The sequence below is a fragment of the Jiangella muralis genome (assembly GCF_001270745.1).
In the GTDB taxonomy this organism is placed as follows: domain Bacteria; phylum Actinomycetota; class Actinomycetes; order Jiangellales; family Jiangellaceae; genus Jiangella; species Jiangella muralis.
Map to the genome: position 1 here is coordinate 1 of NZ_KQ434752.1, position 17,255 is coordinate 17,255.

The 17,255-nt window shown below is 72.4% G+C and carries 18 protein-coding genes; 7 read left to right on the forward strand and 11 right to left on the reverse strand.

The window, feature by feature from the left end; all coding sequences use genetic code 11:
* Positions 1 to 610, reverse strand: a 610-nt coding sequence (locus ACW62_RS02930; RefSeq protein ID WP_240477221.1) for an amidase family protein, incomplete at its 3' end; no start/stop codon positions are given.
* Positions 611 to 792: 182 nt separating this feature from the next.
* Positions 793 to 2,640, reverse strand: coding sequence for an asparagine synthase (glutamine-hydrolyzing) (asnB, locus tag ACW62_RS02935; RefSeq protein WP_053202606.1), 1,848 nt, complete (start codon positions 2,638 to 2,640; stop codon positions 793 to 795).
* A gap of 401 nt (positions 2,641 to 3,041) precedes the next feature.
* Between asnB and ACW62_RS35030 the strand changes: the two genes are divergently transcribed.
* The 3 genes from ACW62_RS35030 (at position 3,042) to ACW62_RS02950 (ending at position 4,503) form a co-directional block, all read left to right on the forward strand.
* A complete protein-coding gene (locus tag ACW62_RS35030) occupies positions 3,042 to 3,455 on the forward strand; it encodes a glycoside hydrolase family 3 protein (protein WP_053202607.1) in 414 nt (137 codons plus the stop codon).
* A 323-nt stretch (positions 3,456 to 3,778) separates the two neighbouring features.
* Positions 3,779 to 4,090 (forward strand): hypothetical protein, encoded by a 312-nt coding sequence (locus tag ACW62_RS02945; protein WP_053202608.1) that lies wholly within the window; start codon positions 3,779 to 3,781, stop codon positions 4,088 to 4,090.
* Entirely contained in the window at positions 4,087 to 4,503 is a 417-nt protein-coding gene (locus tag ACW62_RS02950) for a MerR family DNA-binding protein (protein WP_053202609.1), read from the forward strand. The genes ACW62_RS02945 and ACW62_RS02950 overlap by 4 nt, the downstream gene beginning before the upstream one ends.
* Positions 4,504 to 4,706: 203 nt before the next feature.
* On the opposite strand, the gene ACW62_RS02955 is transcribed toward ACW62_RS02950, so the two are convergent.
* The gene (locus ACW62_RS02955) at positions 4,707 to 5,942 is read right to left on the reverse strand and encodes an MFS transporter (protein ID WP_053202610.1); all 1,236 of its coding nucleotides are present in this window, start codon (positions 5,940 to 5,942) and stop codon (positions 4,707 to 4,709) included.
* A gap of 111 nt (positions 5,943 to 6,053) precedes the next feature.
* Complete coding sequence (locus ACW62_RS02960; protein ID WP_053202611.1) at positions 6,054 to 6,434, reverse strand: pyridoxamine 5'-phosphate oxidase family protein; 381 nt, start codon at positions 6,432 to 6,434, stop codon at positions 6,054 to 6,056.
* Between the two features lie 86 nt (positions 6,435 to 6,520).
* On the opposite strand from ACW62_RS02960, the gene ACW62_RS02965 reads away from it, so the two are divergent.
* Complete coding sequence (locus ACW62_RS02965; RefSeq protein WP_240477222.1) at positions 6,521 to 7,189, forward strand: response regulator; 669 nt, start codon at positions 6,521 to 6,523, stop codon at positions 7,187 to 7,189.
* A 21-nt stretch (positions 7,190 to 7,210) separates the two neighbouring features.
* Complete coding sequence (locus ACW62_RS02970; RefSeq protein WP_157574338.1) at positions 7,211 to 9,598, forward strand: HAD-IC family P-type ATPase; 2,388 nt, start codon at positions 7,211 to 7,213, stop codon at positions 9,596 to 9,598.
* On the opposite strand, the gene ACW62_RS02975 is transcribed toward ACW62_RS02970, so the two are convergent.
* Complete coding sequence (locus ACW62_RS02975) at positions 9,577 to 11,250, reverse strand: sensor histidine kinase (protein WP_083459264.1); 1,674 nt, start codon at positions 11,248 to 11,250, stop codon at positions 9,577 to 9,579. The two genes, ACW62_RS02970 and ACW62_RS02975, sit on opposite strands and share 22 nt — an antisense overlap.
* A gap of 315 nt (positions 11,251 to 11,565) precedes the next feature.
* Between ACW62_RS02975 and ACW62_RS35035 the strand changes: the two genes are divergently transcribed.
* Complete coding sequence (locus tag ACW62_RS35035) at positions 11,566 to 11,859, forward strand: DUF1905 domain-containing protein (protein WP_420843546.1); 294 nt, start codon at positions 11,566 to 11,568, stop codon at positions 11,857 to 11,859.
* A 1,193-nt stretch (positions 11,860 to 13,052) separates the two neighbouring features.
* Here the strand turns inward: ACW62_RS35035 and ACW62_RS02985 are convergent.
* Positions 13,053 to 13,391 (reverse strand): hypothetical protein, encoded by a 339-nt coding sequence (locus ACW62_RS02985; RefSeq protein ID WP_053202613.1) that lies wholly within the window; start codon positions 13,389 to 13,391, stop codon positions 13,053 to 13,055.
* A 118-nt stretch (positions 13,392 to 13,509) separates the two neighbouring features.
* Here ACW62_RS02985 and ACW62_RS02990 point away from each other — a divergent pair, with 118 nt between their 5' ends.
* Positions 13,510 to 13,935 carry a DUF7144 family membrane protein gene (locus tag ACW62_RS02990; protein ID WP_053202614.1) on the forward strand — a complete coding sequence of 142 codons (426 nt, stop codon included), beginning with the start codon at positions 13,510 to 13,512 and terminating at the stop codon, positions 13,933 to 13,935.
* 1 nt (position 13,936) lies between these two features.
* Here ACW62_RS02990 and ACW62_RS02995 read toward each other — a convergent pair whose 3' ends face one another.
* From ACW62_RS02995 to ACW62_RS03015, 5 genes are all read right to left on the reverse strand, one after another.
* Complete coding sequence (locus ACW62_RS02995) at positions 13,937 to 15,040, reverse strand: hypothetical protein (RefSeq protein WP_053202615.1); 1,104 nt, start codon at positions 15,038 to 15,040, stop codon at positions 13,937 to 13,939.
* Entirely contained in the window at positions 15,037 to 15,474 is a 438-nt protein-coding gene (locus ACW62_RS03000; RefSeq protein ID WP_083459132.1) for an RNA polymerase sigma factor, read from the reverse strand. Before ACW62_RS03000 ends, ACW62_RS02995 begins: the two co-directional genes overlap by 4 nt.
* Positions 15,471 to 15,779: a sigma factor gene (locus tag ACW62_RS03005; RefSeq protein ID WP_053202617.1), complete on the reverse strand. Its 309-nt coding sequence runs from the start codon at positions 15,777 to 15,779 to the stop codon at positions 15,471 to 15,473. Before ACW62_RS03005 ends, ACW62_RS03000 begins: the two co-directional genes overlap by 4 nt.
* A 71-nt stretch (positions 15,780 to 15,850) precedes the next feature.
* Positions 15,851 to 16,774, reverse strand: coding sequence for a formylglycine-generating enzyme family protein (locus ACW62_RS03010; protein WP_083459133.1), 924 nt, complete (start codon positions 16,772 to 16,774; stop codon positions 15,851 to 15,853).
* On the reverse strand, positions 16,758 to 17,249 hold the full coding sequence (locus ACW62_RS03015; RefSeq protein WP_053202618.1) for a DUF1269 domain-containing protein: 492 nt from the start codon (positions 17,247 to 17,249) through the stop codon (positions 16,758 to 16,760). Before ACW62_RS03015 ends, ACW62_RS03010 begins: the two co-directional genes overlap by 17 nt.
* Between the last annotated feature and the right edge of the window lie 6 nt (positions 17,250 to 17,255).

Sequence of the window (17,255 nt, forward strand, 5' to 3'; positions counted from 1 at the left end):
CGGACCAGGCGGCCGGGATGCGCACGGAGCCGCCCTGGTCGCCGCCGTAGGCGATGTCGACCTCTCCCGCCGCGACCGCCACCGCGCCGCCCGACGAGGTCCCGCCGGCCAGCCGGGACGGGTCGTGCGGGTTCTTCGGCCGCCGGTCATCGCCCACCTCGCCGAACCCGCCGACGACCGCGTTCGTGCCGATGAGGGTCGCGCCCGCCTCCAGCGCACGCCGCGCCACCGTCGAGTCGAAGTCGGGCATCAGCCGGTCACCGCCGAACGATCCCAGCGTCGACGCGATGCCCGCGACCGCGATGGTGTCCTTCACCGAGACCGTCCGCCCGCCCAGCCGCCCCCCCCCATCGCCGCCGCCGCCGAACGAGCACTTGCGCAGCCACGCGTTCAGCGGTTCCCCCGCCGCGGAGGGCTTGTACGGCACATCCCGCCGCACCGCCGCCACCGGCGGCGGCGGATCCTGCAGCCGCGCGTTCATGAACTCGTCGACGCCCTTCAGCCAGTCGGCCAAGAACCGCTGATACGTCGCGACCTCGTGCCCGGCCACCTCGAAGCCCAGCGACCGGGCAACCCGCTGGATCTCCGCAGTCTCGGGCACCATGAACATGCCGACCTCCCCGCCGATTCACACGAAACAACCGTTTCGCCTATTGAATCACGGGCGCCGGGGTGGCCGCCACCAGGACGGTTTGGCGCTATGGAGTCAGCGGTGTCACCGCCCTACCGGCGTAGTGGCCCGGGGCGACATCGGTGACGACGTGCTGAGCAGACGAGCCGCGAGCCCCAGTGTCAAAGCTCGAGGCGCGGCTTGTAGAGATCGAACCAGTGATGCAGGTCCAATGCGGCCTCGATGCCGGACCTCGTGCTCCGAGGCGTACTCTCGGCGTCCACCTTCGCGGCGTGCTCCAGCCAGGACCGGTCGATCAGCTCGAACACGGGACTCGACGGCACGCCGAGCACTTCCTGCGCCTGTTCCTGGATATTTCGTAGATAGTCCGCGTCCTGCGTCAAGGGGTAGCCCGCCTTCTTCCGGTTGCGGATCGAACGGGGAACGACGTCTCCGCTCGCTGCCCGGAGCAGGCTCTTCTCCTGGCCGTCGAAGGTCTTCAGCGACCACGGCACGTTGTAGACGTACTCGACAAGCCGATGGTCGCAGAACGGCACCCTTACCTCGAGGCCTACGGCCATCGACAGGCGGTCTTTCCGATCGAGCAGGTAGCGAACGAATCGAGCGATGCTCAAATAGAAGACGGTGCGCATGCGCCGCTCCGATTCGCCGACGTCGTCGAGGTAGTCGATCTCGGCTGCGGCGCTTCGATAGAGATCGTCGATGTAGTGGTTGAGATCCATCGTGCGCCGTAGTTCCCCCGACACCCACGGAAGCGGGTCATCGGTCCGCGCCCTGATGAAGGAGATCCAGGGGAAGGTCGAGTCTCGCTGCGCGGCCTCGTCGTGCATCCACGGGTAGCCGCCGAACACTTCGTCGGCTGTTTCTCCGGACAGAGCGACAGTCGAGTTGGACTTAATGGCGTCGAACAGGAGATAGAGGGAGGTGTCGAAATCACCGAAACCGCTCGGCAGGTCGCGGGCCGCGATGCGGGCCCTGCGCACGGCCGGATCCTTCAGCGTCTCCGCATCCAGCATCACCACCTCGTGCCTCAGCTGCCGGTAGGCGACCATGTCACGGACGAACCGGGAGTCCGGCTCCTCCCAGCCTGGTTCCCGAGTGAAGTTCTGCTCGTGGCCGGCGAAGTCGACGGAGAACGTCCGCAGTGAAGAGCCGTCATTGTCGAGTTGCCGGGCGGCGAGGCCCGTGATCGTGCTGGAGTCGAGCCCGCCGGAGAGCAGTACGCACCGCGGGACGTCGGCGACGAGTTGCCGCTGGACGATGTCGTCCAGGAGTTCCCGCACGTGTTCGATGGTCGACTGACGGTCGTCACGATGCTCCGAAGGCTGCAGCTGCCAGTAGGTGCGGCTCCTGATGCCGTCGGCGTCGACGGACACGACCGTCCCCGGCAGGACCTCGCTCATGCCCTTCCACAGCGACCATCCCGGCGGCTTGGTGAACAGAGCGTGCGACATGAGGCCGCGAAGACCTTCGAGGTCGACGACCTTCTTGACGAACGGATGGGCGAGAATCGCCTTGGGCTCCGACCCGAAGAGGACGCCGTCGGCGGTCGGATAGTAGTAGAGCGGCTTCACGCCGAGACGATCGCGGATCAGCAGTAGGCGGGAGTCACGGTCGTCCCAGAGCGCGAAGGCGAACATCCCGTTGAGGTGGTCGACGAGCGTGTCGCCCCACTCGGCATAGGCGTTCAGGACGACTTCCGTGTCGCTCTGCGTCCGGAACCGGTGCCCCTTGCCGATCAGTTCCCGGCGCAGTTCCTGGTAGTTGTAGACCTCACCGCTGTAGGTGAGCGCCACGGTGCCGTTCGGTGTGCGGATCGTCATGGGCTGCTTGCCGCCGTCAAGATCGATCACCGCGAGTCGGCGATGACCGAGCGCGACGTTGCGGCGCAGCCAGACGCCGGAGTCGTCCGGCCCGCGGCGCTCCATGGTGGCGACCATGTCGTCGATGACGTGCCTCCTGGATCGCAGGTCCGAGTCGTATGACACCCATCCCGTGATGCCGCACACGTCGCCTTCTCTCGTCGGAGGTCACGGTTGTGGCCTGGTGTCATTGAATTCGCCGCGGCGACGCTCGAGCCAGGGGGAGATCTTCGCTCGACGTGGAACGGGCCGGGTCAGCCCAGCGGCGCGGTTGTAGCTGCGTTGGCGACTCCCCCGACCAACCGCGCGCAGGCCCGGAGGTTGGCCGAGCGGTCGGTCGTGCTGCCGGCAAACGACGGCACGCTGCCGCTCAGGCCCACGGCCCTCCGCGTGGCCGTCGTCGGGACGACCGCGTCGAGGCGCGCACGTTCCTGGGCTGCTACTCGTTCCCGAACCACGTGCTGGCCAGCACGGCGGCGACGCGCCGGTGCCGCACGAGGCCGGCGCCGCGATCACCGGCGACGACGGGTTCCGGGTTCGCGGGGGCGGTGGCTCTGGCGGCGGAGTCCGACGCCGCGATCGTGATCGTCGGTGACCTCGCCGGGCTGTTCCGCCGCGGCACGTCCGGCGAGGGCTGCGACGCGTCCGACCTCGACCTGCCGGGCGTCCAGTCCGAGCTGGCCACGGCCGTGCTGGACACCGGGACGCCGGTGGTGCTGGTGGTGGTGTCCGGGCGGCCGTACGCGCTCAGCGATCTCGCACCCCGCTGCGCGGCCGTCGTCCAGGCGTTCTTCCCGGGTGAGAAGGGCGGCGCCCCTGGACCAGGGCACCGACGGCATCCCCGACCTCGACCCGCGCCGCTGCACCCGTTCGGCCGCGGCCGGTCCCACACGACCGTGGAGTATCGGGACCTGACGCTGGGCGCGCCGGCCATCCCGTGGTCTGGCCGGTGCGCGAGCTGATCGGCTACCGGCGACGCGCCGCGGGTGCTCGACGGCGCGCGCGTCATGACCACACCCGCCCACCTCGACGACGTCACCTGATCAACTTCCCGTCGACGATCAGGTGACGAAGGCGCGCCCATTCGGGCGGGTTCGTCACCTGATCGTCTCCACCATGTGGACGACCGATGATCAGGTGACGTTCCGGCACGATCGAGGGCCGTTGTGTCACCTGATCGTTCTGCGCACGCCGACCGCGACCAGGCCGCCCGCGACCAGCCGCGCATCGTCACCGCCATGCGCGGCTTGCATCCGGTACCCGGGTACGGGTTTACCGTCGAAGCATGGACCTCGACGCCTCGTTCCTTCCGTCATCGTGCACGCTGCCCACGGCCGACCGCCCGCTGCGGCTGGCCGAGTTCGCCGACCTGTTCGCCCGCTCCGCCACCCGCCCGGTCCGGGTCTCCCCGACCCGGCTGCGGCTCACCCTCGACGACGACCCCGGCGTCCTCGCGACCGCCCGTGACCTCGCCGGACGCGAGTCGGCCTGCTGCTCGTTCTTCACCTTCGACGTCGGCGACGACGGCGCGCTGACGGTCGACGTGCCGCCGGCGCAGGCGATGGTGCTGGACGGCCTGGAGCGGCTGGCCCGATGACGCTGCGCAGCGGCGAACTGGCCACGGCGGCCGGCGTCAACCTGCAGACGCTGCGCTACTACGAGCGTCGCGGGCTGCTGGCCGCGCCGGAGCGCACCCTCGGCGGCCACCGCACCTACCCGGACGGCGCCGTCACCACCGTCCGCGTCATCAAGGCGGCGCAGCGGCTCGGCTTCACGCTGGACGAGATCGCCGAACTGGCCGACACCGGCCGCGGCCACGCCCACTCCGACGCCGACCTGCGCGAGCGCGCCACCGCGAAGATCGCCGAGATCGAGGGCCGGATCGCCGACCTCGCCGCCATCCGCGACACCCTGAGAGCCGCGCTCGACGCCGGCTGCCACGACCTGCGCGACTGCGCCGGCAGCCCGGACTGCCCGATCCCGTTCACCGACCTGGCCCACGACGGGTGAGGGCGCCTCGGGCGGTGACCCACCCGAGGCGCGCCTTTGCGGCTGGGTCAGTGCTCCCAGTCCCAGCTGCGGTTCCAGTCACGGTCGCGCATGCCTCCTCCTCTCCGCCGCTCGACACACGGATGAGGGCGCCCCGGGCGGTCGTCCACCCGAGGCGCCCCTAGCGGCTGGGTCAGTGCTCCCAGTCCCAGCTGCGGTTCCAGTCACGGTTGCGCATGCCTCCTCCTCTCCTCCGCTCGACGGACGGCCGGGCCGATGTGGTCGCGGCCGCGCAGCAGCGCCGCCCAGACCAGCACCGCACCCAGCGAACCGGCGGCCGCGCACGCGGCGACGGCCACCGACGGCGGCAGCAGTTCCGCCAGCCCGCCGGCCAGCAGGACGCCGGCGCCCTGCGCCGACTGCAGGCCGGCCGACGCGAAGCCGATGGCGCGCCCGCGCATCTCGTCGGCCAGTTCCTCGGTGAACGCCACCTGCGCCAGCACCATGTAGGTCGCGAGCAGCCCGGAGAGCGCCCACAACACCACCGTCACCGGCAGCGGCGGGCCGGCGACCGTCGCCACCAGCGGCACCCCGGTCGCGACGGCGAGCGGCACCATCAGCCGGTCCCGCCAGGCCCGCCCCACCCGGGTCACCAGCGCGGCGCCGACCACCGAGCCCACCACGTCGGCCGCCATCAGCAACCCGACGGCGGCGGCGCCGGCGCCGATCTGGTCCGCGTACGGCGCCGCGAGGGCCTCCGGACCCAGGAAGAGGCCGAACAGCCAGATCAGCGACACCAGCCCGAGCAGCCTCCGGTCACGGACCACCAGACGAACGCCGGCCAGCGCGAATCCGGACGGCCGCCGCGCGGAGTCCCCGCTGGGCCGGTGCGGCCGCAGCCCCCACCGCAGCAGCGCCGCCGACAGCAGGAACGTGACGGCGTTGGCGGCCAGCGCGACGTGCGGCCCGCCCGCCCACACGACCATCAGGCCGCCGACGGTGAAACCAGCGATCTGGGCCAGCCCATCGGTCGCCGTCATGATGCCCATCCCGACGGCGAACCGGTCGCCGGTCAGCACGGCCGGCAGGGTCGCGGTCCGGCCGGCGGCGAACAGCGGTTGCAGGCACGTCATCGCGACCACGAGTGCCGCGAGCAGCGGCAGCGGCATCCCGGGGATCGCCATCAGCCCGGCGAACATCGCCCGCGCGACGTCGACGGACACCAGCACCGTCCGGCGCGGGTACCGGTCCGCCAGCCCGGCCAGCAGCGGCGCCGTGAACAGCGGCGGCAGCAGGGTGAGCGCGTAGATCAGCGCCGTCAGCCCGGCCGAGGCGGTCCGCTCGTACACCAACAGCGCCAGCGCCACCCGAGCCAGCTGGTCGCCGACGCGCGACTGGGTCTGGGCCAGCCAGAGCACGCGGAACTCGGCGACGGCGAACACCTCGCGCCAGCCGGCCATCCGTCCCTCCGCGCCGGCACCGCACCGGCTCGGGACCGACGGTAGGAGCAGCCTGCTTCAGCCCGGCTTCACCACGTCTTCACGGCAGGTCAACGGCGGGCGGGCGACGGCTCAGCCGACGGCGGTGTCCTGGGGCACCGGGGCGAGCAGCGGGCCGATGCGCCGGCCACGGACGATCTTCGGCCGGATCCGCAGGCCGCGTTCGTCGGCCGCGGATTGCCCGATCGTGACGACGCACCAGCCGGTGTGGCTGACCTCGTCGTACTCGTCGGCCTGGAACGCGACGACGCCGAGGCGGTCGGCCGGCGGCAGCACGGGCGACGAACCGACCTCGACGATCACGTCCTCGCCGTCCAGGTGGAAGCGGACCGGCTCGATCGCCGGCAGCGCGCCCTCGGTGAAGACCAGGCGGCCGATCGGGGCGCGAGCGAGCAGCGCGTAACACGTTTGCCGGTCCAGCGGGTCCGGGCTGGACGTGATCGAGGGAAGCACGCGCCCCACGCTCCTACGAACCGGCCCGCGCCGGAAGGGACGAAGGTCCCATGCCGACCCCCGCTGGCTGGAGTACCGTCGTGCACGTGAGCACCGATCGTGTCGTCCGCGTGTTCCTCCTCGACGACCACGAGGTGGTCCGGCGCGGCGTGTCCGCCCTGCTCGAGACCGAGCCCGACATCGAGGTCGTCGGCGAGGCCGGCACCGCCGAACAGGCCATGGCCCGCATCCCCGCCCTCGAGCCCGACGTCGCCATCCTCGACGTCCGCCTTCCCGACGGCGACGGCGTCACCGTCTGCCGCGAGATGCGCTCACGCCTCCCCCACCTGCAATGCCTCATGTTCACCTCGTTCGCCGACGACGACGCCCTGTTCGACGCCGTCATGGCCGGCGCCGCCGGATACGTCCTCAAGCAGGTCCACGGCACCGACCTCATCGGTGCGGTCCGGGCGCTGGCCGAGGGCAAGTCGCTGCTCGATCCCGAGAGCACCGCCCGCATGCTGGCCCGGCTGCGCGACCGCGCCACCCGGGCCGACCCGCTGGCCGCGCTCACCGACCAGGAGCGGCGCATCCTCGACCTCATCGGCGAGGGCCTGACGAACCGCCAGATCGGCGAGCGGATGTTCCTCGCCGAGAAGACCATCAAGAACTACGTCTCCAACCTGCTGGCCAAACTCGACATGAGCCGCCGCACCCAGGCGGCGGCGCTGTCGGCGCAGCTCAAGGCCGAGGCGAAAGACCATCCCAGCAGCTGACGCCGCCGCTAAGGTCGTCCCATGAGCTCCGACCCGACGACCATGCCGGCCGACGTGGGGCGCGGGCTCTCGACCGCGGAGGTGGCGGCCCGCATCGCCGCCGGCCGCACCAACGACGTCCCGGCGCGGGCCAGCCGCGGCACCTGGGAGATCGTCCGCGCCAACGTCTTCACCCGCATCAACGCGATCCTCCTGGTGCTGTTCCTCATCGTGCTCGGCACCGGCTCGCTGCTCGACGGCCTGTTCGGCGGCATGATCGTCGCGAACAGCGTCGTGGGCATCGTCCAGGAGCTGCGCGCCAAGCGCACCCTCGACCGCCTCACCATCGTCGGGCAGGCCCGGCCGCGGGTGCGCCGCGACGGCGTCGCCGTCGAGCTGGCCCCGAACGAGGTGGTCGCCGACGACGTCATCGAGATGGGCGCCGGCGACCAGGTCGTCGTCGACGGCGAGGTGGTGGCGGCCGACGCGCTGGAGGTCGACGAGTCGCTGCTGACCGGCGAGTCCGACCCGGTCGTGAAGCACACCGGCGACCCGGTGATGTCGGGCAGTTTCGTGGTGGCCGGCAACGGCGCCTACCGGGCCACGAAGGTGGGCCGCGAGGCGTACGCGGCCCGGCTGTCCGAGGAGGCGAGCCGGTTCACGCTGGTCAACTCCGACCTGCGCAACGGCGTCAACACCATCCTGCGGTTCATCACCTACCTGCTGATCCCGGCCGGCGCGCTGTCCATCTACAACCAGTTGTCCGGCGACCAGGATCTGCCCGACGCGCTGCGTGGCATGGTCGCGGCGCTGGTGCCGATGGTGCCCGAGGGCCTGGTGCTCATGCTGTCCATCGCGTTCGCGGTCGGCGTGGTCCGGCTGGGCCGGCGGCAGTGCCTGGTCAACGAGCTGCCGGCGATCGAGGGGCTGGCCCGGGTCGACGTCGTGTGCGCCGACAAGACCGGCACGCTGACGGAGAACGCCATGCGGCTGGCCGAGATCCGCGACCTCGACGGCGACCCCGCCACCACGCGGACGGCGCTGGGCGCGCTGGCCGCCGCCGACCCGCGCCCGAACGCCAGCCTGCAGGCCATCGCCGAGGCGCACCCCGACGACCCCGGCTGGCAGGTCACCGGGGTGGCGCCGTTCTCGTCGGCGCGCAAGTGGAGCGGCGCGAGCTTCGACGGCGACGGGAACTGGGTGCTCGGCGCGCCCGACGTGCTGCTGCCCGCCGGCGACGCCGTCCGCGACGACGCCGAGCGGACCGGCTCGCAGGGACTGCGGGTGCTGCTGCTCGGCCGCTCCGAACAGCCGGTCGACGCCGGCGGCGCGCCCGGCGCCGTCACCCCGGCGGCGCTGCTGGTGCTGGAGCAGAAGGTCCGCCCCGACGCCAAGGACACGCTGGCCTACTTCGCCGAGCAGAACGTCACCGTCAAGGTGATCTCCGGCGACAACGCGGCCTCAGTGGGCGCCGTCGCCGGGTCGCTCGGGCTGCCCGGCGCCGCACACACCGTCGACGCCCGCACGCTGCCCGAGCAGCGCGACGCGCTCGCCGACGTGCTCGCCGACAACGCCGTCTTCGGCCGCGTCACGCCCGACCAGAAGCGGGCCATGGTCGGGGCGCTGCAGTCGCGCGGGCACACCGTCGCGATGACCGGCGACGGCGTCAACGACGTGCTCGCGCTCAAGGACGCCGACATCGGCGTCGCGATGGGCGCCGGCAGCCCGGCCACCCGGTCCGTCGCGCAGATCGTGCTGCTCGACAACAAGTTCGCCACGCTGCCGCACGTCGTGGCCGAGGGCCGCCGCGTCATCGGCAACATCGAGCGGGTCGCCACGCTGTTCCTCACCAAGACGGTGTACTCGGTGCTGCTGGCGTTCCTGGTGGGCGTGCCCGGGCTGGTCGGCTTCGACCCGCTGCCGTACCCGTTCTTCCCGCGCCACGTCACCATCACCGGCTGGTTCACCATCGGCCTGCCGGCCTTCGTGCTGTCGCTGGCGCCGAACACCGAGCGGGCCCGGCCCGGCTTCGTCGGCCGGGTCATGCGCACATCGGTGCCGGCCGGCATCGTCATCGGGGCGGCCTGCTTCGTCGCCTACCTGCTCACCTACCAGGGCGCCGACGCGAGCGAGGCCGAGCGCACCCAGTCCACCACCACGGCACTGATCACGCTGACGATCATCGCGCTCTGGGTGCTGGCCATCGTCGCCCGCCCGTACGCGCCGTGGAAGATCGCGCTCGTCGTCGTCATGGCGTCGTCGTCGGCGCTGATGTTCCTGCTGCCGTTCACCCAGGACCTGTTCCTGCTCGACCCCAGCAACACCGGCTACACCGTCATCGGGCTGATCTGCGCGGCGGTCGGGATCGTGCTGGTCGAGCTGGTCTGGGCGTGGAGCGGGCGGCAGCGTCAGGCCGACACCGACGACTGAGCGCCGCCGGCGGGGACGTCCCAGCGCACCTCGGTGCCGCCGTCCGGGCCCGGCCCGGCGGTGAACGTCCCGCCCAGGCGAGCGGCCCGCTCGGCAAGGTTGGCCAGCCCGCTGCGGCGCGGCTGGTCCGGCAGCCCGACCCCGTTGTCGGTGACGGTGACCCGGACGCGGCCGCCGGACAGCTCGACGACGGCGCCGGCGCGGGACGCCTTGGCGTGCCTGACGACGTTGGACAACGACTCCTGCAGCACCGGCACCAGCTGGTCGGCGATCTCGTCGGAGACGGCGTTGTCGAGCTCGCCGATCAGCTGCAGGCCGGGCGCGAACCCGAGCTGCTCCCCCGCCGACTGGACGACGGCGACCAGCCGGCCGCGCAGGGTGTCGGTGACGTCCTCCTTGGCCGACTGCAGCGCGAAAATCGTCGAGCGGATCTGCCGGATCGTCGCGTCGAGGTCGTCGACGGTGCGCTCCACCCGGGCGGCGACGTCGGGCCGGTCGATCAGCCGGGCCGCCGCGGTGAGGCTCATCGCGCTGGCGAACAGCCGCTGGACGACGACGTCGTGCAGGTCGCGGGCGATGCGCTCGCGGTCGTCGACCAGCCCGTGCCGTTCGGCGTCCTTGCGCGCGTCGGCCAGCTCCAGCCCGACGGCGGCTTGGCTGGCGAACGCCTGCAGCATACGCACCGTCGGCCCGGCGAACGGGTGCTCGCCGCGCTGTCGCGCCAGCACCAGCACGCCGCGGACCTGCGGCGGCGCGCCCAGCGGCACCAGCAGTACGGGACCGGCCGGCAGCCGGTCCAGCAGCGGCGCCGGCTCGACGCCGCGGCGGATCTCGACGACGACGCGCGCCTCGCCGGAGCTCAGCACCGACTCGGACAGCGTCCCCTCGGCGGAGAACCGCAGCCCGCCCAGTGCGTCGGCGCCGTCGCCGTCGGCCGTCAGCACCCGCATCAGTCCGGCAGCGGCGTCGTCGGGCGCGATGACCACCGCGGTGCGCGACGACGACATCGTCCGCGCGTGCGAGGCGATCAGCCGCAACGCGTCGTCGACCGAACTGCCCGACAGCAACGCCTGGGTGACCTCGGCGGACGCGTCGAGCCAGGTCTCGCGGCGGCGGCTGGCGTCGTACAGGCGGGCGTTCTCGATGGCGATGCCCGCGGCCGTGGCCAGCGCCGTCACGGCGGTCTCGTCCTGCTCGTCGAAGTCGCGGCCGCCGTTCTTCTCCGTCAGGTACAGGTTCCCGAACACGGCGTCGCGGACCCGGATCGGGACGCCGAGGAAGCCGTGCATCGGCGGGTGTCCCTCGGGGAACCCGTACGACTCGGGATGCTCGGAGATCTCACCCAGGCGCAGCGACCGCGGCTCCTTGATCAGCAGGCCGAGCAGGCCGCGGCCGTGCGGCCACTCGGCGATGTGCGCGATCTCGTCCCCGGACAGGCCGACCGGGATGAACTGCGCCAGCTGGCCGTCGTCGCCGATGACGCCGAGCGCGCCGTAGCGGCAGTCGACGAGGTCGGTCGCGACCTCGACGATGCGCCGCAGCGCCGCCTCGAGTTCCAGCTCGCGCCCGATCGACACCACGGCCTCGAGCAGGGCGTGCACACCGTCGCGGGCCGCCACCACGGCCTGCAGTCGCGCCTGCACCTCCGCCATCAGGCGATCGAGCGGCACTTTGGGGAGAAGTTGTTCCGACTCGTACACGATCGACCCCCTACCGCCCGCGCCAAGTTTCGCATCGAGCAGCGACGATGTCGAGGATGCGGCAGGCCGAGGGTCCCGGCGTGGCGGGACCTTGGTCCCATGGGCACCGGACCTTCGGCCGCTCCCGCTGGACGCGACAACGCGGTGCACTGTGGGGGTGGGGTGGATCACAGCCACACTCGCGGGGGACGGCTCGGGGCCGGCATCGGGGGTTGCCGGTCCCGAGCCGAGTCCGTTGTCGGCGCCGGCTGCGACACTGGCGCGGTGTTGGAATTCACCTTCGCCGCCGGCCTGTGGGAGTACGGCGGCGAGATGTCGTGGTTCTTCGTCACCGTACCGCCCGACGTCTCGGCCGAGATCCGCGCCGTCCCCCGCCCGCCGCGGCGTGGCTTCGGCTCGCTGAAGGTCGGCGTGCGGCTCGGCGGCTCCTCCTGGTCCACGTCGATCTTCCCCGACTCCACCAGCGGCTGCTACGTGCTGCCGGTGAAGAAGGCGGTCCGCACCGCCGAGGGCGTCGACGACGGCGACACCGTCACCGTCGAGCTGACCGTCCACGACTAGTCGACCGAACCGGACCATGCCCAGACTGCACCGTCAACGTGCGGCCCCGGCGCACGGCGACGCAGCGGGCAACGGCAGTCAAGCGGCGCACGATCACAGTCCGATGCCGGCGGCTCGGTGCGTTGGTACGCCCCAGCGTCGGGCGGCTGGTCACTGTGGCCCGTGACGACGTACGCACCGATGAGAACCGGCGCTGGCTCGCAGCTGTTCCCCGCCAGGCGCGGAAGACCTCCAGCACACCCGTCACCGGGCGGCCGCAGCCGGACTCCCCCAGCTTCGCTTGAGTCTCCGAAACCCCGACACTCGGACCGAGTTTGAGCGGGCGTCGCGTGGCGGCGCGTCACTGGGTGGGATCACTGTGCGTGCTGGGTGGCGTCGCTGTTGCCAGAGCAACAGTGATCCGCCCCACCCGGCGCAGCGATCTCACACCGTGAGTTGGGGATCGCGCCGGTCGGCCCGGTCCGCTCGGTCGGCCTGGTCCGCTCGATTGGGCCGGGCTTCTCGTTGGCTGGCCGGCCGTTCGCCCGGATCTGCCGACCGTGCGCCGGGGGTCTGCCGCGTTGGCCGTCCCCCTGGCGCCCATTCTCTCAGCCGCGTGACCGCGCCTCAAGCGGACCCTGATGGCGCTTCGCGCGACGGGTGACCGCTTGACCCGCGGTCCCGCGGCCAAGAACGGGCACCTATCAGGGGGACGGGGGGAGTCTGGGCACACCTCACTTCACCCGCGCCGGGATCACCTCACCCGCGCCAGCACCGCACAACCGCCGCCGACGACCGTCATCCGGTGCTACGGCGGGTGACGTGCCCACCACGCGAGTGACGTCGACGCCCTGGGACGTCTCCGGGAGTCGAGGACGGGTGAACGGTGCACCCGGGCGGGCTCTGCCCGCACTTCCCCCGTCCCCCTGATAGCTGCCCGTACTTGGCCGCGGTGCCGCGGGTCAAGCGGTGCTTCGCCCGCGCGAAGCGCCCTCTGGCTCCGCTTGAGGCGCGGTGCCGCGGCTAAGAAAATGGGCAGCAGGGGACGGCCCACTACCGCAAGGCGGCCAACTAGCGCCAAGCGGCCAACGCGGCAGACCCCGCCAACCGCCGCACCACGAGGCGAGCACTACACCCACCGCCACGCCCGGCGCACCCGGCACACCCGGCACCGGGCGGCCGCAGCCGGACTCACTCCCCTAGCGCGGCCGGCGTCACCCGGTCCAGACGGCGATCAGCCCGATCTGCACGGCGAGCACGACGGCGATGGCCAACCACTGCCGGCCGACCGGCCAGTGCCGGGCGACGGTCGCCACCAGCAGCACAGCCCCGCCAACGCCGCCGGCGACGCCCGTGACAGCGGGTCCGGCCGAGCCCGACATCAGCCCGCCGACCGCGACCAGCAATGCGAGCGTCGCCGTCCCGATGATCATGGAGTCGCGCACGAACCCCTCGGCCAGCGACGAGAGCGCGGCGGGGATGGCGCCGCGGCGGCGCGGCTGGATCCGGGACGGCTCGGGCGCGGTTTCCTCGGCGGGCTCGTCACCGGACATATCGGCCACTCTACGGAGTATCCGGCGGGATCACCCCCGGTGGGTGATGCCGCTACCGCCGCACCGCCGGAAAAGTGGGAAACCGGGGACCTCCCCGCGTCACCTCGCAGGAGGAGTCATGACCGATTTCCGCACCTCGCCGACCGAGGCGCCCAAGTCCGAGCCGTCCGGCTGGGCGACCGGCGGCGTCATCTTCGCGGCCACGATGATGGTCCTCATCGGCGTCTTCCAGGCGCTCGAGGGCCTGGCGGCGATCATCGACGACAATTTCTTCGTCGTGCTGCCCAACTACACCTTCGACCTGGACACCACCGCATGGGGCTGGGTGCACCTGATCCTCGGCATCGTCATCGCCCTGGCCGGGTTCTTCCTGTTCACCGGCAGCGCCGTGGCCGGCGGGGTCGCGATCGGGCTCGCCGGACTGAGCGCGATCGCCAACTTCTTCTTCATCCCGTACTACCCGTTCTGGTCGCTGCTGATCATCGCGATCGACATCTTCGTGATCTGGGCGATCGCACGGTCCGGCATCCTCAGTTCCAGGTAGCTCAGCGCAGCAGGACCGGCCGGTAGCAGCCGAACTCGGCCTGCCAGCCCTCGACCTCGGTGTCGCCGGAGACGACGAGATCGCGGCCGCCGGGCAGCACGCCGTCGTCGACGATGCTGCGCAGGCCGGTCCACGCGGCGGGGTCGTCGTGCCCGTGGATCTCCGACTGCACCGGCCAGTCCGGCACACCGGCGAGCGCGGTCGTGGCGGCCTCCGCCGCGGCCGCGTCACCGGCGTCGGTGGCCCGGATCCAGCTCTCGATCCAGGCGCACCGGGCCTCGGACTCGACGGTGTAGGCCAGCGCGTGCCGGGTGGTGACGCCGCCCGACGGCGCGATCTCCAGGCCGCCCGGCAGTGCCGCGCCGCCGAGCAGCTGCTCCGCGGTCGCGACGATGTCCTCGGACCGGATGACGTCGCCGGGCAGCGCGGACAGCCAGTCCTCCGCGTCGACCCGGGTCACGGCGCCCAGCAGCTCCGCGAAGGCGGCGTCGTCCATCGGCGACCGCCAGGTCAACAGCTCCGCGAAGGCGTCGCCCTGCTGCCAGACGGCGCTCCATTCGCCGTCGCCGTACGAGAACACGGTCGCCTGGTGGCCGGCGACGACGGCCTCGGTGACGGCGTCCGCCGCGCCCGCGCGGCTGGCGATCGCGGCCGCCGGATCGGCCGAGACGCTCCACGACAGCCGCACCTCGCTGGTGCCGTCGGTGAACCACATGTATCCGTCGCCGGGGTCCAGCTCGTCGGCGCTCTCGACCCGCCAGCCCGGCGCGTCGACGAGCAGCCGCGGCGTCTGGTCGGCCATGGCGATCGCCTCGGCCGCCCATGCCTGCGGCGCGTCGTCGCCGCCCTGCGTGCTGACCAGGGCGGTGACGCCGACGGCGGCGGCCGCGGCGACGGCGCCCAGCGCGGCCAGCCGGCGGACCCGGCGGCGCGGCCGCCGAGCCGGCCGCCGAGCCGGCGGGCGGGCCGCCGGAAGCAGCGGCTCGGGAGCGGCCAGGATCCGCGTCATCAGCTCCGCCTCGGCGGCGCTGCCGGTCAGTGTGACGATCTCCTCGTCGCTGTGCTGCGCGGCCCGGCGGACCAGCGCGGTCATGGGGTCGGTCACGATTCCTCCTGGTCGTCGTGGGGGTGCGGCGCGGTCCAGCCGAGCGTCTCGAGCTCGGCCCGCAGCCGCCGGCGGGCTCGCTGCAGCCGGCTGCGCAGCGTCGACGGCGGCACCGTCAGCACCGCGGCCGCCTCGGCCGGCGTCAGGCCCTCCCAGCTGGTCAGCTCGATGACCTCGCGGTCGGCCGGGTCGAGCCGGCGCATGGCGGCCCGGACGAGTTCGGCCTGCGGATCGTCGCCCGGCCGGTCGGTACGGGCCCGGGTGGCGAGGTGGTCGCGCAGCCGTGCGGCCAGCGCGTCGCGGCGGCGGTCGCCGCGGTGGTGGTTGGCGAGGACGCGCCGGGCGACGCCGTACAGCCAGGGTGTGTCTCCCGGGTCTCGGCCGTAGCGAGCGGCGTCCAGGTGGATGCCTCGCAAGGCCGAGGAAGGAGTCATAGCGGGGTTCTATGACGACTGACGAGAACGCCGCGAGGCGCCGCCTGGGCGTCGCGCAGTAGGCCATGGACCCGGGAGACACACCCTCGCCTGGCCTCGTCGCCGGACGGGACGTCGTCGATGCGCCGCCAGGCGACCACGAACGTCTCGGCGATGACGTCGGCCGCGTCGGCGGCGACCTCCACCCGGCGCAGCGCGTACGCGAGCACCGTCGAGGAATGGGCGGTGAACAGGGCCTCGAACCGCTGGCGGCGCGAGGTCAGGTGATAGTCGGCGGGGTCGGGCGCTCGGGTCGTGGCCGGCACGGTCTCCCTCTCTACGCGGAACGTTGACGTAGAGGGATGTCCGGTGCGGGTCGCCGCGTCCCAGCCGGGACTCAGACGTCCGCGACGCAGCGGAAGCCGATGTTGCCGGCCGAGCTGTCGGGCGTGTTGGAGCTGCGCGCGTCGACGCGGTAGCGGAAGCAGTAGCTGTCGTGGCACAGGTAGGAGCCGCCGCGCATCGCCTTGGCGCCGGCCCGGGTGGGGCTGCGCTGGTCGAACCAGTTCGCGCACCATTCCCACACGTTGCCGGTCATGTTGTGCAGGCCGTAGCCGTTGGGCGGGAACGCGTCGGCGGGCGCGGTGCCGACGTAGCCGTCGGCGGCGGTGTTCGTCGCGGGGAAGGTGCCCTGCCAGACGTTCATCCGGTGCTCGCCGCCGGGCTCGCGCTCATCGCCCCACGGGTAGTGGTGCTGCACGAGGCCGCCGCGGGCCGCGTACTCCCACTCCTCCTCGGTGGGCAGCCGCTTGCCCGCCCAGCGTGCGTAGGCGCGGGCGTCGCGCCAGGTGACGTGCACGACGGGGTGGTCGAGGCGGTCGTCCAGCTTCGACGCCGGGCCCTCCGGGTGCCGCCAGTCGGCGCCGTACACCTCACGCCACCACGGCGCCGCCGCGACGCCGCGGGTCGGCGGGTGGTCGTCGGGCAGCAGCCCGGCGAAGACGAACGACGTGCCGAACCGCTCGGCCAGCGTCACCCACCCGGTGGCCTCGACGAACTCAGCGAACGCCGCGTTCGTCACCGTGGTGACGTCGATGCGGAACGGCGCCACCGTCACCTCGCGGACCGGGCCCTCGCCGTCGGCCGGGTAGCCGTCGCCGGCGTCGGTGCCCATGAGGAACGCGCCGCCGGGCAGCGTCGCCATGGCGCCGCCGGCGGGCCGCGCAGCCGCTGGCGGCGCCGTCACCGACGGCACCGCCAGCAGTTGATGCGTCTCGCGACCGGCCGCGCAACACGGCGCCGGGTCACTCGGCGAAGGCATCGCGGAGTTTCTCCTCCTGCTCCGTCGTCAGGTTGGACTGGACCAGTTCCGGGTTCATGCCGGACTCCTCGAACGCCTGCAGAACCTTGTCCTGGACGGCGTCGCTGGTGAGGACGAACAGTGCGGACGTCCCAGGAGTGACCTTATCGCGGGTCTGCCGGATGAAGTCGTCGTCGATGCCGACGTCGCTGAGCGACCCGCCGATCGCGCCCGCGGCCGCGCCGACCGCGACGCCCAGCAGCGGCACGAAGAACAGCAGGCCGAACAGCAGCCCCCAGAACGCGCCGCCGAGCGCGCCGATCCTTTTCATGCTGGACAGCTGCCGCGTCTTCGGCTTCTTCTTGTCCGGCTCCCACGACACCGTGGCGGCGTCGTGGACCTGGATCAGCTCCTGCTTCTGCAACGACTCCAGCAGCGTGACGGCGCGGTCGGCGGCGCTGGGGTTGTCGAACTTCCAGACGGTGAACGTGGCCATGGCGGT

Coding starts and splice junctions, on each gene's coding strand:
- ACW62_RS02945 (WP_053202608.1), top strand. CDS start 3,779: ATGGACCTCGACGCCTCGTTCCTTCCGTCATCGTGCACGCTGCCCACG.
- ACW62_RS02950 (WP_053202609.1), top strand. CDS start 4,087: ATGACGCTGCGCAGCGGCGAACTGGCCACGGCGGCCGGCGTCAACCTG.
- ACW62_RS02955 (WP_053202610.1), bottom strand. CDS start 5,942: ATGGCCGGCTGGCGCGAGGTGTTCGCCGTCGCCGAGTTCCGCGTGCTC.
- ACW62_RS02970 (WP_157574338.1), top strand. CDS start 7,211: ATGAGCTCCGACCCGACGACCATGCCGGCCGACGTGGGGCGCGGGCTC.
- ACW62_RS02975 (WP_083459264.1), bottom strand. CDS start 11,250: ATGGCGGAGGTGCAGGCGCGACTGCAGGCCGTGGTGGCGGCCCGCGAC.
- ACW62_RS02985 (WP_053202613.1), bottom strand. CDS start 13,391: ATGTCCGGTGACGAGCCCGCCGAGGAAACCGCGCCCGAGCCGTCCCGG.
- ACW62_RS02990 (WP_053202614.1), top strand. CDS start 13,510: ATGACCGATTTCCGCACCTCGCCGACCGAGGCGCCCAAGTCCGAGCCG.
- ACW62_RS03000 (WP_083459132.1), bottom strand. CDS start 15,474: ATGACTCCTTCCTCGGCCTTGCGAGGCATCCACCTGGACGCCGCTCGC.
- ACW62_RS03010 (WP_083459133.1), bottom strand. CDS start 16,774: ATGCCTTCGCCGAGTGACCCGGCGCCGTGTTGCGCGGCCGGTCGCGAG.
- ACW62_RS03015 (WP_053202618.1), bottom strand. CDS start 17,249: ATGGCCACGTTCACCGTCTGGAAGTTCGACAACCCCAGCGCCGCCGAC.